The sequence below is a fragment of the Gilliamella sp. A7 genome, from assembly GCF_002142015.1.
Taxonomy (GTDB): domain Bacteria; phylum Pseudomonadota; class Gammaproteobacteria; order Enterobacterales; family Orbaceae; genus Gilliamella; species Gilliamella apis_A.
Genome location: NZ_NASN01000016.1, coordinates 1 through 16,113, shown reverse-complemented (window position 1 = coordinate 16,113; position 16,113 = coordinate 1). Strand labels below are relative to the sequence as shown.

Annotated in this window: 12 protein-coding genes; 7 read left to right on the top strand and 5 right to left on the bottom strand. The window is 34.0% G+C overall.

The annotated features are described in order from the left end of the window. Window positions 1–104 precede the first annotated feature (104 nt). The 4 genes from B6D18_RS05935 to treC all read left to right on the top strand — a co-directional run bounded on the left by B6D18_RS05935 (window position 105) and on the right by treC (window position 5,345). Window positions 105–449, top strand: a complete 345-nt coding sequence (locus B6D18_RS05935; protein WP_086358394.1) for a helix-turn-helix domain-containing protein — start codon at window positions 105–107, stop codon at window positions 447–449. 568 nt (window positions 450–1,017) lie between these two features. Continuing rightward, on the top strand, window positions 1,018–1,980 hold the full coding sequence (treR, locus tag B6D18_RS05930) for a trehalose operon repressor TreR (protein WP_086353950.1): 963 nt from the start codon (window positions 1,018–1,020) through the stop codon (window positions 1,978–1,980). A 182-nt stretch (window positions 1,981–2,162) separates the two neighbouring features. After that, the gene (gene treB / locus B6D18_RS05925) at window positions 2,163–3,590 is read left to right on the top strand and encodes a PTS trehalose transporter subunit IIBC (RefSeq protein ID WP_086363604.1); all 1,428 of its coding nucleotides are present in this window, start codon (window positions 2,163–2,165) and stop codon (window positions 3,588–3,590) included. Between the two features lie 78 nt (window positions 3,591–3,668). Next, complete coding sequence (gene treC / locus B6D18_RS05920) at window positions 3,669–5,345, top strand: alpha,alpha-phosphotrehalase (protein WP_086363603.1); 1,677 nt, start codon at window positions 3,669–3,671, stop codon at window positions 5,343–5,345. Window positions 5,346–5,409: 64 nt separating this feature from the next. On the opposite strand, the gene B6D18_RS05915 is transcribed toward treC, so the two are convergent. From B6D18_RS05915 to B6D18_RS05900, 4 genes are all read right to left on the bottom strand, one after another. After that, complete coding sequence (locus B6D18_RS05915) at window positions 5,410–6,471, bottom strand: DNA polymerase beta superfamily protein (RefSeq protein WP_086363602.1); 1,062 nt, start codon at window positions 6,469–6,471, stop codon at window positions 5,410–5,412. Window positions 6,472–6,486: 15 nt separating this feature from the next. After that, window positions 6,487–7,242 (bottom strand): nucleotidyltransferase domain-containing protein, encoded by a 756-nt coding sequence (locus B6D18_RS05910; protein ID WP_086363601.1) that lies wholly within the window; start codon window positions 7,240–7,242, stop codon window positions 6,487–6,489. Window positions 7,243–7,295: 53 nt separating this feature from the next. Then, entirely contained in the window at window positions 7,296–8,876 is a 1,581-nt protein-coding gene (locus B6D18_RS05905) for a hypothetical protein (RefSeq protein WP_086363600.1), read from the bottom strand. Window positions 8,877–9,003: 127 nt separating this feature from the next. Next, complete coding sequence (locus B6D18_RS05900) at window positions 9,004–10,224, bottom strand: RtcB family protein (protein ID WP_086363599.1); 1,221 nt, start codon at window positions 10,222–10,224, stop codon at window positions 9,004–9,006. A gap of 262 nt (window positions 10,225–10,486) precedes the next feature. Here B6D18_RS05900 and rtcR point away from each other — a divergent pair, with 262 nt between their 5' ends. The 3 genes from rtcR (at window position 10,487) to B6D18_RS05885 (ending at window position 14,962) form a co-directional block, all read left to right on the top strand. Continuing rightward, window positions 10,487–12,106: an RNA repair transcriptional activator RtcR gene (gene rtcR, locus B6D18_RS05895; RefSeq protein ID WP_086363598.1), complete on the top strand. Its 1,620-nt coding sequence runs from the start codon at window positions 10,487–10,489 to the stop codon at window positions 12,104–12,106. A gap of 149 nt (window positions 12,107–12,255) precedes the next feature. Beyond that, the gene (locus tag B6D18_RS05890; RefSeq protein WP_086363597.1) at window positions 12,256–13,653 is read left to right on the top strand and encodes an RtcB family protein; all 1,398 of its coding nucleotides are present in this window, start codon (window positions 12,256–12,258) and stop codon (window positions 13,651–13,653) included. 649 nt (window positions 13,654–14,302) lie between these two features. After that, a complete protein-coding gene (locus B6D18_RS05885) occupies window positions 14,303–14,962 on the top strand; it encodes a hypothetical protein (protein WP_086363596.1) in 660 nt (219 codons plus the stop codon). Between the two features lie 169 nt (window positions 14,963–15,131). On the opposite strand, the gene B6D18_RS12580 is transcribed toward B6D18_RS05885, so the two are convergent. After that, window positions 15,132–16,113 (bottom strand): hypothetical protein (locus tag B6D18_RS12580; protein ID WP_158092528.1); only part of this gene is annotated, 982 nt, incomplete at its 5' end.

The window sequence follows — 16,113 nt, the reverse complement described above, 5'->3', positions numbered from 1 at the left end:
TAATTTTTTTAGCTTAATATCCAAAGTTTCTATTGTAAAGTAGGTACCAAGTAGTAATATAGTTACCGTTTAGATACTATTGTTGAAATTAAAGGAATTTTATTATGCAGGCAATTGAAAATTTACCGCCATGTCCTGTTGAAACCACTCTATTATTAATGGGTGACAAATGGAAAGTCCTAATTGTGCGAGATTTGCTGACAGGTACCAAACGTTTTGGGGAACTGAAAAAATCACTAAATGGTATATCACAAAAAGTGCTTACTTCTCATCTACGCACTATGGAAAAAAATGGCCTAATCACCCGTAAAGTATACCCACAAGTGCCACCTAAAGTGGAATATACCTTAACTGAAGTCGGAGAAAGTTTAAAACAAGTACACGATGCGATGTTAGATTGGGGAAGTATCTACAAATCAAAATATAGCACTAAAACGAGTAGGGTTTAAGTTTACTCAGAAAAGGGGCTATTCTGCCCTTTTTTAATAAATATGCTTGGCGCTTAGCCATCAAATTCTTCCCAACCAAAATAAAATTCATCTCGGTTTAGATTTATATTACAAGCAATAATTATTGTCTTTGGATAAGGGTTTGTTCAGTTTTCGATGTGGTATATTTATAGTAATCGTCAATACCATCCCAGCGTAGTATTTGTTAAATACAATAAAGCTGAGATTCTATGCTATCGTCTTTCCTATAGCTAATGCTGTGGTTGATAAATTCAATGTAATCAGAGCAATGATTAAAAATTACTTATTGAGTCAATTTAAATTTTTAAATAATGGCAGTCATGAGAATAATTGACTTTGCTATCAAGATTTCGCAGTCGATAACAATAAATCGATTACTAGCAATATATACTGATGATTATAATAAAAACAAATTAAAACAATACACTAATGTTATTTTTAAATAACAGATTAAGTTGTTTTGCCACCGCATAATAAGCGTCAATATCGCTATTTTCTTTAATCTGTATTACTATGATTTAATTGATATTCATTCAACAAATTGATTATGAGTAAATCATCAACTAATTTAACCATTAAAGATATAGCTAAATTAAGTGGCGTCAGTAAATCAACGGTTTCACGAGTGATTAATCACGATCCTATGGTGAAGGAATCAACTCGCAATAAAGTGATGGCAATTGTTGAACAATATCAATTCACTCCTTCTAAATCAGCAAGAGCAATGCGCGGTTATGGGAATAAGGTTATCGGTATTATTGTCACACGCCTTGATTCAATATCTGAAAATCATGCAGTGCAAAGTATGTTGCCGATTTTTTATGCTAATGGCTATGATCCTATAATTATCGAGAGTCAATTTAGTGCCGCAAAAGTTGCCGAACATCTGACGATGTTAAGAGAAAAACAAGCTGATGGTATTATTGTGTTTGCTTTTACGGGATTGGACAGTTCATTGTTAACGGTTTGGCAACATAAATGTGTGGTGATTGCTAGGCCATTTCCGGCTTATTCTTGTATTTGTTATGATGATATTGGTGCAGTAAACAAAGCACTAACTTACTTATATCAATCAGAAAAACATAAAAAAATAGGTTTTATTGGTGTTGATAAGCAAGATCAAACTACCGGTGGTTTACGTTATCAGGCCTATATTGATTTTTGTACTACCTATAAAATTCAAGCCAACGCCGTACTTGGTAATTTAAGTTATTATTCTGGTTATGAGCTTGCCGAATCGGTGTTAGTTCATTCACCAACAGCGATAGTTTGTGCTACTGATTCGATTGCTTTAGGCTTAAATAAATTTTTATCGGAAAAAAATATTAATAATATTGTTGTTATTAGTATCGGTAGTAGTGAATTGCTAAATTTCTTATTTTCTCAAACGATAACGGTTGATCTTGGTTTTGATAAAGCTGGCATCTATGCGGCAAACGAGCTATTACTGATGTTAGAAAAACAAGTAAACGCTAAAATTATTACTGTTCCATCCCAACTATTGAAATAACTCACTGTGTATAACATTTAGCTGTGATTATCTGAATAATGTGAGGTTTATCACAAAAAGGGAACGTTCCCATTTATTTAAATAGTCATTCCATTTATGCTTAATCTCTATCAAATTATGATCGAAATGATTTAACTAAAAACCAAAATATTGGCTTAAATTGAAAATAAGGAGACTTAACAATGGCGAAAGCACCTAAAGTTTCAGCCGCATCAATTATGCAACTAATTGAGCTGGTTGGCGGAAAAGAAAATATTGCCAGTGTCACCCATTGTTTAACCAGATTAAGATTTGCGCTTGCTGATCCGAAAATAGCCAATGTTGACGCTATTGAAGAATTACCTTTTGTCAAAGGTTGCTTTAATAACGCCGGGCAATTCCAAGTTATTATTGGCACGGATGTTGACCGTTATTATAAATTACTCACTGAACAGTTAAATATTGATGAAGCGACTAAAGAGCAAACCAAAGCCGCAGCTAAACAAAATATGTCGTGGTTTGAACGGTTAATTTCAAACTTAGCTGAAATCTTTGTGCCATTGTTGCCTGCTTTAATTGCTGGTGGTTTATTACTTGGCTTGCGTAATGTGATTGGTGAAATGCCAACTATTGACAATAAACCTCTAATACACACTTTCACTTGGCTGATACCAATTAACAATTTCTTATGGTTACCGTGTGAGGCTATCTTCGACTTCTTACCGGTAGCCATTTGCTGGTCTACGGTGAAAAAAATGGGGGGATCGCCGGTTTTAGGTATTGTTTTAGGTATAACGTTAGTTTCACCACAATTGATGAATGCTTATAATTTGGGTAAGGTTATTCCTGAAGTCTGGGATTTTGGTTGGTTTACCATTGCTAAAGTGGGTTATCAAGCACAAGTTATACCGTCAATTTTTGCTGGTTTAGCTTTAGGATGGATTGAAACACGCCTTCGTAAAATTATTCCTGATTACTTAAATTTAGTGATTGTACCAATCGTTGCCTTAATGCTATCAGTCGTCTTAGCCCACTTTGTTTTAGGGCCTATTGGACGCATGCTTGGCAATGGGATTGTTTATGTGGTTAAGTATTTAATGACAGGTGATTATGCCTTTATTGGTTCAGCTATTTTTGGCTTCTTCTATGCACCTTTGGTTATTACTGGTATTCATCACACCACATTAGCTATCGATATGCAGATGACTGAAAGTATGGGTGGCACACCTATTTGGCCAATTATCGCCTTATCCAATATCGCCCAAGCATCAGCGGTGGTTGGTATCATCTTAATAAGTAAAAAACATAATGAACGAGAAGTCTCTATTCCTGCGGCAATATCTGGCTATCTCGGTGTGACAGAGCCAGCGATGTATGGTATCAATTTACGTTATAAATTCCCGATGTTTTGCGCCATGATTGGTGCCGCTTGTGCCGGATTAATTTGTGGTTTATATGGAGTGTTATCTAATAGTATTGGCGTCGGTGGATTACCCGGTATCCTATCGATAAAACCAGTCTTCTGGTCGATTTATGCCTTGGCTATGTTGGTAGCCATTGTGGTGCCAATCGTATTAACCGCCATTGTTTACAAAATAAAACAGAAAAAAGGCACGTTAAATATCCGATAACGGTTATAAATAGGGGATTTTCTACGGTTTTAACCGCTGGTGAATTTGAATCTACTGATTAAAAATAAAGAGCAAGCGATGAATAAAATAGCTATTCCATGGTGGCAAAACGGTACCATTTATCAAATCTATCCTAAAAGTTTTCAAGCCAGTCAAGATCAGGCAACCGGTGATTTGTTAGGTATTATCAGCCGATTAGATTATCTAAAAAAACTCGGCATTAGCGCAATTTGGTTAACGCCGATTTACCCATCACCGCAAATAGATAACGGCTACGATGTTGCCGATTATTACGATATCGATCCGGCTTATGGTTCAATAGCGGATTTTGAATTATTAGTCAAACAGGCGCATGAACGTGGCATCCGCATTATGATGGATATGGTGTTTAACCATACCTCAACCGAGCATCCATGGTTTAAATCAGCCTTAGATAAATCTAGCCCTTATCGCTCATTTTATATCTGGAAAGATGCTAAGGCTGACGGTAGCGAGCCCAATAATTGGCGCTCCAAGTTTGGTGGTAAAGCATGGCAATGGCATGAACAATCTGGGCAATATTACTTACACCTATTTGCTAAAGAGCAAGCCGATCTTAATTGGGAAAATCCACAAGTTCGTAACGAAATTAAGAAAGTATGCCAATTTTGGGCAGATAAAGGCGTTGATGCATTAAGACTAGATGTGATTAATTTAGTCTCCAAACAACAGGATTTTGTTGATGACAACAATGGTGATGGTCGACGTTTCTATACCGATGGCCCCAAAATCCACGAGTTTTTACAAGAGATGAGTCGCGATGCTTTCCAACCTAATGATCTCAAAACCGTTGGCGAAATGTCTTCGACCTCATTAGCTAACTGTTTGCAATATGCCTCGTTAGACGGAAAAGAGCTCACTATGACTTTTAACTTTCATCATTTAAAAGTTGATTATCCAAATGGCTATAAATGGGCATTAGCTAAACCAGATTTGCTTGAGTTAAAGAATATTATTGGTGATTGGCAAACTGGGATGCATGCTAAAGCATGGAATGCCATTTTTTGGTGTAATCATGACCAACCGAGAATTGTGTCACGCTTAGGTAATGAAAACCAATATCACCGTGAATCAGCGAAAATGCTTGCTATGTTGCTATATGGATTACAAGGTACGCCATATCTCTATCAAGGTGAAGAGATCGGCATGACCAATCCGCATTTTAATAGTATTAACCAATATCGTGATGTCGAAAGTTTAAATATCTACCAAGAAAAAATAGCTGAAGGGATGAATGAAGCGGAAATTTTAGCAATTTTAGCGAGTAAATCACGTGATAACAGTCGTACGCCTATGCAATGGGATGATAGCTTAAATGCTGGTTTCACAACGGGAGAACCATGGATTGAGGTGGCAAATAATTATCGACAAATTAATGTCAAAGCCGCATTGGCTGATCAGAATTCGATCTTTTACTGCTATCAAACATTAATTAAATTACGCAAAGAGTACCCAATATTTATTTTTGGTGATTATCAAGATTTAACCGCCAATGTTGCTGATTATTGGTGTTACTTGCGCCGCTACAATAATCAACAACTATTAGTGATAACCAATCTAACTGAACAACCTGTTAACTGGCAGTTACCAAAAACCTTACAAGGTACTAATTGGCAAAGATTATTGAGTAATTATCAGCAAGCAACCGCATTCGACTCGGAAATCCAATTAAGACCATACGAAGCATTATATTTATTGGCTGGTGATGATAAATAATAAGCTTTAGTAAAATTGAATGTAAAAAAGCGCCGTTATTAAAATGAGCGCTTTTTATTAATCATTATGATTGATATAAGTGATTACGCATAGTTAGTAAAACCGCTAATGCTTTTTGGCGATTAGGTTGGTCAGGTAATCGCGATGACAATGATGCGGTTTCAATTTTTGCTAATAACGACTCAGCAAGTTGCATAATCTCATCATAGCTTAATTTACCTTGCTTAATGGCTAACAGTTCGTCGCGATTAGGTCGTTTATTGGTAATGGTTCCTTTTGTCATGATTTCGTAGGCAACTTGCAATAACCGAATGGTATGCATCATGTTTTTAGCATCAAAGTCATTGCCATTTTCAATATTATTTTTATAACGTTGTTGATTACGATTGGCGACCCATTGCCAATACGCTTTATAGTCACGGCAATGCGATGAGAAGCCATCACGATTAAAACTCAAATAAGCCATCACAGGGGTGTCGATTTTCACCGAAGATAAACAGAGTTCCGTTGAATCTTCATGCTGAATAATGCCATGATAACCACAACTACCTGACGCATCATAGAAAAGGGCATATAAATCTCTACCATGAGGTATATTAACCAAACCACAACACTGTTGCTGTAAACCATTTTTGGTTAACCAGTTGGTCATTGGATAAGTATGTTGCCCTTGAATGATATAACAAAAATCCAGTACTGTTTTTCGTTTAACTTCCACTGGATTATTAATTTTTTTATTTAACCCTTTAGCTTTTTTTATTTGCGATATTGCATAATGAGCAAATGTTTGTTCGGTTTGTTTAGATAAAAAAAGATCGAGGGTCAACTGCTGCATAATCGGATGTTGATATAAAATACATTCCGAGCTGGAAGCTAACACTTCTAAAATATTAGGGTTATTTTTAAGCAGTAATTCAACAAACCGGCCTAATTCATAATAGACAATATCATTTGAGGCATTACTAATTTGCGGAATGTATTCAAGTCCATAAAATTTTTCTTTTGGTAGATAAAATACCCCTTTGATATCAGTATCGGATGTTTCAGTGGCTAATCCAAAAGCACGGCTACCACTGATAACCTCAAATAAGATTAAATTTTGCCTTTTTAAATCATCAATTGTCATTTGATATTCTTTTCCCTATTGCAAATCCATCAATGTTTTTATGAAAAATTGATCTAATTTAGCTGGTTTAAAATGTCGCTCTGTTATTGGTGCAACCTGTTGCAAAATATCATTCATCGATTGTTCAATAAATAGTAATATTTCAGGATCGATAGCGATAAGTTGTGATTCAGCCATGGTTGCTTTTTGCTCAATAATCTTATTGATTTTGTTACGTAAATTTTCGGGCAATAGCGTCAATAATGGTGCTATTGCCATCGGTGCGATTTGCTGTTTTTCTAAACACCATTTAGCACATAATAGTGGTCTTAACACATAAAATAACTTTTTGACACCAATTTGTTGCCCTTCACTACTTTGCCAAGCACTTTTCGCTATACCTAAATAGTGAAAAATATTACCGCGGGCATTAAAAAATTCTGCGCATAATTGCCATAATGGCTCAGCAATTGCAGCATTTTGCTGATAAATGATTGGTGACTGCAACCACTCAAATGGCGTAGTATTGGATTTGCGAATTAACTGTAACGTTTTTTTCAAATCCCATCCATGTAAATCCAACTCATCGTCGATTGGAAAAGTCAGATGAGAAGCAGGATTATCAATTGATAAATATTTATCAAGTGGATGAATATAAATAAAACGAACATCATAATCACTATTTGGTGAGGGAAATCCCCATGCTCGGCTACCAGACTCACAGGCAAAAATGATATTGATGTTATATTGTTGTTCTAATTCAATAAGTTTTTCTTGTATACGGTTTTGCATTTTCAATAACATCCTTATTAATTTTTATAATAACCATCAATTGAATAAAATTTTTAATCATTCATTTCAGCTATTAATGCGTCTAAATCTTCTTTAATCTCGTCATCAGGTTCGATGATTGCCAATTCTTGTATTGCTATTTTGATATTGTCTGACCATAATGACCGCTCCCAAGCTTTTATAGCATTTAATGCCATAGTTCGATGTCGTATTAGCGGGCTTTTTAAAGCGATTAATAATAAATTTTCACCAACCTCAGGAAAACGATTAAGTTCTTGTAATATCATTAATAATATATAATGTGCATCATCTTCGCCAAAGCCATCATCCAATGTTGGTCCAGTTGCGAGTTTAGCAAAATCATATTGTTGATTAGCTAATTGAATAACTTGTTGGATTCTTGATATTGAATCACTATGCATCAAATCATTCCACTGATCACCATTATATTTTTTCTGATATTCAAATCGTGCTGGCCATGCATCAAAACCATATTGAGAATAAAGTTCTGCTGCTAGCGAAAATTGATTCTCATTGTTAGCCGTTAGGCTTTCTTCAATCAATTCTAGCCATTTATCTTGTTGGATAAACTGATTAGCTTTTTCGATTATTTCATCTTTTATTTGTTCGTGCCAATTAGGCGTATTTTCATCTACCTCTTCAGCAACAAAATTATGTATTAATTTGACCGTTCGTAATATATTCAGATCGACTAAGTTTGGTTGTTTAAGTAGATGAGTTAAATAACTGGCACAAATTTGAGCACCAACATCATAACAATATATATCCTCAGCAGGCCCACCGTTAATTAAAGCTTCTAGAATTTCACCGATTGAGCTAATTAATTCATTATCAATACTCTCTTGCTCTAACACCTTATCTAATTCACCGGCTACTGCGCAGGTATAAGCAAGATATTCATTCATAATGCTATTTTGATAACCAGCTCTTAACAACCAATCTTTGCTTGCTGATGATAATGGATAGTTGGTTAACCGTTCGACGATTTGAATACGTCCCCAACCATCAACTTTTTGGGCTAGTTTCATTAAGGTATTTTCAATATCATTTTCAGATGATAATGTATTTTCTAATGCAATAGCAGAATATAAGCTAAACTCATTATGCATACCGAATAACATAAATAGTTCGGTTTGTTCGGTGGTAAAACAGCCCAATATAGCAATACTAAATTTAATGATTTCACGATCAGGGCTATTAATGGCTAACCAATAGACAAACTCATATAATTTATCAAAATCAACATCAATGTTCGGTATTGCTTCAGCTAAATCATCAATAAAGCTTAATGTCCGTTCAGTGGTGACTAAATTATACAGTTGCTCGATATTTGATTGATTAGGTTGTAGTGTTATTTGTTGAAGCAACATTAGCATGTTTTCTGCACAATTTTGTTCTGTCGATGCGCCGTGATGATTGATAACACCATCCATTGCTCCATCTGCCCATTTGAATTCGTTATTATCCAAAGATTCATCAGGAAGCGTTTGCGCTATCTCTGGTAATTTATCAGCATTTTGATAAGGGAGTAAAAACTGATAAATACTGATTCTATTGTTATCCCATACTATTGGGAATGGTTGCTCTGTTGTTGTGTTTAAATTCGTTGTCATTGTTTATCCTTAAAATATCTTATCGTTATCGTGAATGATTAATTGTTTATATCAAAATGTTATAAATAATTATTAGTTATCATATTATTACCGTCATGATCATCGAGGAAGTTATCCTCGATATTATTTATCCTTTCACACAGACCACTTGTCGTAGTTGATGAACAATCTCAACTAATTCATTTTGTGCCGTCATTACAGCATCAATATCTTTATATGCCATTGGAATTTCATCAATAACATTGGCATCTTTACGACATTCAACATGTGCAGTTGCTTTAATTTGATCTGCGATGGTAAATTTCTTTTTCGCTTCTGTGCGACTCATAACCCGTCCAGCACCATGAGAACAAGAGCAAAAGCTTTCTTCATTACCCAGTCCGCGAACAATGTAGCTTTTCGCTCCCATTGATCCTGGAATAATCCCTAATTCCCCTTTACGGGCAGAAACTGCGCCTTTACGAGTAACAAAGATCTCTTCACCAAAATGATGCTCTTTTTGCACATAATTATGGTGACAGTTAATTGCCGACATATGTGTTGTAAATGGTTTAGTAATGATTTTACGCATAGCTAAAATCACATTGGTCATCATTGCTTCACGGTTAAGTCGAGCAAACTCTTGTGCCCAATGAACGGCATCGACATAATCCTGAAAATGTTCAGTACCTTCTTCTAAGTAAGCTAAATCTCTATCTGGTAGATTTTTTATATGGACTTCCATATCTTTTCTGGCCATCTCAATAAAAAAGCGGCCAATGGCATTACCGACACCACGCGATCCACTATGTAACATGATCCAAACTCGGTTGGCTTCATCTAAACAGATTTCGATAAAATGGTTACCTGTACCAAGTGTTCCTAGATGTCGATAGTTATTGGTATTTTCCAAATGAGGATACTTGTCAATTAACTTTTGAAAACCTGGTAATAATTGTTGCCAATATTGGTCGATCAAAGTCGGTGGATTATGCCAACTACCATTATCTTGTTTATGATTTTTGGGCGAGATACCATGTGGTACCGCTTTTTCTATTTCAGTTCTTAATGGTAATAAATTATCTGGTAAATCTGTTGCCATTAATGATGTTTGTACGGCTATCATCCCGCAACCAATATCCACACCGACGGCTGCAGGAATAATGGCGCCCATTGTTGGGATTACACTACCAATAGTCGAACCTTTACCAACGTGAACATCTGGCATTACAGCAATATGTTTAAAAATAAAAGGAAGTTGTGCAGTTTTGCTTAATTGCTCTTTCGCTCCTTGATCAACGGGTACTCCTTCTGTCCACATCTTAATCGGTTTGGCATTTTCGGTTTGCAATAAATGATATTGAGTCATTTTTAATTCCTTTTCTCTTTTTCATTTCATTTAACAAGTTATCACTTGTTGATAAGTTTAGTTTTATAAAAATATTTTTTATATCTTCATATTAATTATTGCGAAAAGCGTGCCAATTAATAAAAAAAGCTAAAATTATTTTTTAATTATATGTTTTTAAATGAAATAAATTTTTCCTTCATTATTGATTAAAATTTACATGGTTTTTTTTAATGGTATTTTTTATAATTTTAGATATTAATTTATAAAAATAGATAAGTTTATGAAAAAGAATGTGGTGTTTGGTTTTCTCGGAAATGTCCTTGACCAACGAGGCAAAGGTAAACGACGATGGAAGCATTGGCGACCAACCATTGCTTTATGTCATCATGCCGATAAACCTATTTCTCGTTTAGAATTACTTTATTATCAAAATGATTATCATCTACTTTGTGAAATCATTAATGATATTAAACTGTTATCACCACAGACTGAAGTTAGACCAATAGTCATAGACATAGCAGATCCATGGGATTTTGAGCAAGTTTATACTTGCTTATTTGATATTGCCGAAAAATATACCTTTGAGCCTGATAAAGAAGAATATTATGTTCACATTACTACTGGGACACACGTTGCACAGATTTGCTGGTTTTTATTGACTGAATCACGTTACTTTCCGGCCAAATTGCTCCAAATGTCACCGCCACAACCAAAAGATATTAGCGCTAGCAATAATGAGTTAAATGACGATGACATACTAGCAATGACTCCTCGTGGCACAATGAATCAGATTGATTTGAATCTACATCGATATGATAAGATCCTGACTCGTTTCCAACATTATGCATCTCAGGCCACCGATCTTTTAAAATCGGGTATTGCCACCCGTAATCAGCGATTTAATCAGCTAATAGCCGAAATAGAACAAGTTGCTAGTCGATCACATGCGCCGATTTTATTGTCTGGGCCAACTGGTGCGGGTAAATCATTTTTAGCTAAACAGATTTATTTACTCAAACACAATAATCATCAAATTCAAGGGCAATTTGTTGAGATCAACTGTTCAACATTACGCGGTGATGGCGCCATGTCAACCTTGTTTGGTCACGTTAAAGGTGCTTTTACTGGTGCCAATATTGCGCGCACCGGATTACTTAAAAGTGCCGATGGTGGCTTATTGTTTTTAGATGAAATTGGTGAACTGGGGCTTGATGAGCAAGCGATGTTATTAAAAGCCATTGAAGAAAAACAATTTTATCCTTATGGTAGTGACAAACCGATTCAAAGCAATTTTCAATTAATTGCTGGTACCAATAAAGATCTCAAACAGGCTATAGCACAAGGTGAGTTTCGTGAAGATCTTTTTGCAAGAATTAATCTTTGGAGTTATCAATTACCAGGATTGGCGGAAAGAAAGGAAGATATTGAACCCAATATAGATTTTGAGCTAGCCCGTTATGCCAAAGAATATGGCATTCTGCCACGATTCAATCAACAATCCCGTAATGCCTATCTGAAATTTGCCACTTCTCCTCAAGTAAAATGGCAAGGCAATTTTCGTGAACTCAATAGTTCGATTACCCGTATGGCGACATTAGCACCACAAGCCAATATTACATTACAACAAGTTGAGCAAGAAATCGGTCGTTTACAGCAAAATTGGCAGCAAACAACCAAAAGCTATAACGATTTAATTCCAACTGAAATTGATGAATTTGATCGCTGCCAGTTAGAAAAAGTATTAGAAATATGCCAAAACAGCGCCTCCTTATCTGAAGCAGGCCGAGCACTATTTGCTGTTTCAAGAAGCAAAAAACAGCGCAGTAACGATGCTGATCGTTTAAAAAAATACTTAGCTAAATTTGGCCTGAGTTGGGAAATAATACACAGTAATAATTGATGATCTAATAAAAAATAATTTATCAGTTTACATTTTAATAAACTTTAGTCTAGAATACGGCCGCTTTCCTGAATAGTGCTGCTGCAGGAAACAGTAATTATCTTCTCAAATTGAGAGGACGGTATTTTATTGTTTTCTAGGTGGCTATTATGTCTACATTTACCCGTTTACAAAAACGTTTATCCCGATGTGGGATTGAAACTCATTTTAATAATGATATTTATACATTTAATAAACAAAATATTACAGCACAAGTATTATTACCTAATCCGTTACCTTTAGAAGAAAAAGCGGTTGAGCAATTACTCGATTTTGCATCGGTAACAATCCCAAATAGTGATGGCAAAGTTTGCGCTGCAAGGGCTACGCCAGACTTTCATCCTGGTGCGATTGCACCAGTTGGAAGTATTATTGCCACGACTCCTGATTTAATTATTCCTGCGGCGATAGGCACGGATATTAATTGTGGGATGCGCCTGTTTACTACAGGCTTAAGTCTTAATGAGGTGGATGAACAAAAATCAAGTCTCATTGAACAATTGAAACAAGTGTTATTGCACGATGAGCGCGATGTGCCAATTACCCCCACTTCTTTTCAGGCGCTGTTTGATGAAGGTCTTGCAGCTTGGTTAGGAGCTTTACCGCAACAAGGTTTATGGAATAGTGTCGATTTTGAGCGGCTCTCACATGAAATTAGTAAAATTTCTGGCAATGATTTACTTTCGGCGGATAGTCAGTATGCTCCCGAAGCCTTTTTTGAAAAACGGACGATTATTCGTCCGGCAAGTCTGGGCACAGTAGGTTCAGGTAACCATTTTGTTGAATTACAAATTGTTGATGAAATTATTGATCGCCATGTCGCTTATCAATTAGGTTTAAAGAAAGGTGCTATTGTGGTGATGATTCATACTGGATCACGTGATGTCGGTTTTTATATTGGCAAGCGTTGGCAAGATAAAGCCAAAGCATTATGGCCGGTCGATCAAAAATACCCTAAATCAGGTTTATTTGCTTTGACAGACAATCATGCTCAAGAGTATTTGCAAGCGATGGGCGTTGCTGCTCGTTATGCTTGGATAAATCGCATTGTGATCACAGAGCTAGTGCGTAAAACGTTTAGTACACTCTTTAAGCAAGATGCTAGTCAACTATTGGTTGATATCTCACACAATGTCATTTTTCCTGAAAATGGCATGAATATTCATCGCAAAGGTGCAACACCTGCACATTTAGGTGAAATAGCATTGATACCAGGCTCTATGGGCGATTATTCTTATGTTGCAATAGGAAAAGGTCATCCTGATTGGTTATGGTCTTGTTCGCATGGCGCTGGACGAGCTGAAAAAAGGCAAACGATGCGTAGTAAAAAATTGGCCTCTGATAACGCCTTATTGCCATGGCAATGCGTTACTTTAAAACAAGAGCGACTATTTGAGGAAGCGCCTGCTGCATATAAACCGATTACGCCAGTCATTCAAGCACAAGAGAATGCCGGTTTAATCCAAACCGCAGTCAAACTTAAACCGTGGATAACCTTTAAAGTATGATGTGAAAAGATGTCAGTTTCTCCAAAAACTGGCATCTATATAGCGAGTTAATAAAGACAATGACTAATGTCATTATCTTTATTATGTTAGTTTTATCATTTCTGATTTGATTTGTTATTTTAATCAATCATCAATAACCCGTAGCTAAACCATCACCACAAGGATCGATTGCACCGATTAATCTATGATTATCACCAGTAATTAAAATTGCTCAACATAACCTTACTGTATTTTATCGCATCTATTTTCTTATTAAGAAAAATTAAGATGGTATAGACTCCTCAATATTTTTTACAAAATTTGGGGGAAAGTAAAGGAAAGTCTAAAAGATTTTATATAAAGATTAAAATTATAATTAATCGAACAAAAAGTTAAACATGTAAGCATCTTTATGATGAACAAAGTATTTACAATTAAAAATTATCTACAGAGATTACCTGTTTAGATTAATCACTGCTAGGTATAAACAAAATATGATATATTACTTTTTAAGTGATTTTACAAAGTGTTATGGTAAATAATGAATAGTTAAAACAACATCAATTTTATCAATAACATTATTACTCTTAAAACTAATATTCGCTTCGTTAGCCAAAAAATTGTTGATGAATATTTGTAGTTTTAGTAATTTTTAATAACGGTAAATAATATGATAAATTCAATTCATGATATCAATTATATAATTGATAATTTTGGTTTTTCTGGCATAACACTTATCATTTTGTTTTTTATCTGCCTAATTATTAATTGGATTAGTAAAAATATATTTCCTTATTATTTTCGAAAATCAAAGTTAGAAAAATTGGATGAATATAAAGATAAATATATTGAAACTAATAAATTTGATGAAAAAACAAATGTTATAAACAAAATTTTAGAAGAAGAATATGGACGTATTTTATTAAAGGAAAGAAATATCTTTAAACAGAAAATTATAATTTTTTTGTTACATTATAATCTTTGTCGAACAATTAAAGAAGCCAAGAAATTTGCTATATATCTAATATTTGAAGAATCTAAAAAATCTTTAGTATTTAATAAAACCTTTGCTTTATATAGATTTTTTTTTACAACGATACTAGCTATCTTATCTCTGTATTTATTTTCATATGCAAGAAAACAAGCACCACAATTTAATGATGTTTTTGAAATGTATATATGGTTTATATTAATTTTGTTAAGTTATTTTCTAGGTATAGTATTTGTCATGGTTAGTATGTTAGTAATTCAAAATTCAATATCAGTAATGAAGTTAATAAAAAGAAACCCAGAGCACTTTATCATGAAAATATTTCTATTAATAAAATAGCAGAAATTATTGGTACAACAGTAGAGACTGTTGAAAAGATTATTAATAAAGCATAATATCATCATTGAACACATTGATAATGTTTTTGATTAGAAATTATATTTTATCTATCTAATTTGTGCATCTTTTTAGTCTAAATTAGTCTTCTGCTAGAATCATTTAGTTTAATTTAAACAGTTGTTAAGATATCTAGAAATGTTTTATTTCGTACAACTGCATCAGAAAAAATACTATTTGATGAAACGAATGTTACATGTGTTTCAGATCCTTTTAAATAACCATAGTACATGCATCCATTATTGCTAAAGACTTTAGTAAATGACCTATTAATCATAACTCTTTCAATATCGTTATCATCAGCTTTAAAATCACAAATAATATAACAATAGAAATTATTTATGTTGTTAACAATTTTTTTGAGTTTTTCTTTATATTCATCAACCTGATCTATTGCAGAAGTTTTTTCTTTATAATCAATATTTCCTTTTTTGAATTCAACCAAGACAACATCTTTATGCAAATCACTATCTTCTGGGCTATTATACAAAATAAATAAATCAGGTCTTTTTTCTGATTTAAAATCAGAATTACCTCTTCCTATTTCGGAATTGATTCTATTTATTGTTATATCAGATGCTGAGTATATATATGACATAAATTTATCATCTAGGAGCCAAACGCAATTTTCATATAAGTGATTTTTAGCCTTATTTTTTTCAATAACCACACTAGTTTTTTGTGGAAAAAATAAGTTATGCAAAATATCCTCATTGTCGCCTGAATTAGTTAAAGATAATCCTTTTTTTGCTATTAAATCTCTATGAAAAATGTATTTTGCAAGTTCATGTTTATTTTGATCAATCACATGATTAAGTAGTTCATCAATAGAAACGTTAGGCTTTTCAAGTAACGTAGCCAGCCTATCTTCTTTTTCATTTATTTTATTTCTAATTTTAGTAATTATTTCTTTTTCATCAAAATTTATACTATTAACATCAATATTTTCAAAATTAAAATAGCCATATTTTTTCTTTATTATTTCTAATTTTTTTTTATTTTCGTGTACTAGATTAGGCTCGTTTTCGTATACTATTTCTAAACATAAGTTCTTTAGATCTTTTTCAAAATTATTATCCGGGATATTAGATAAC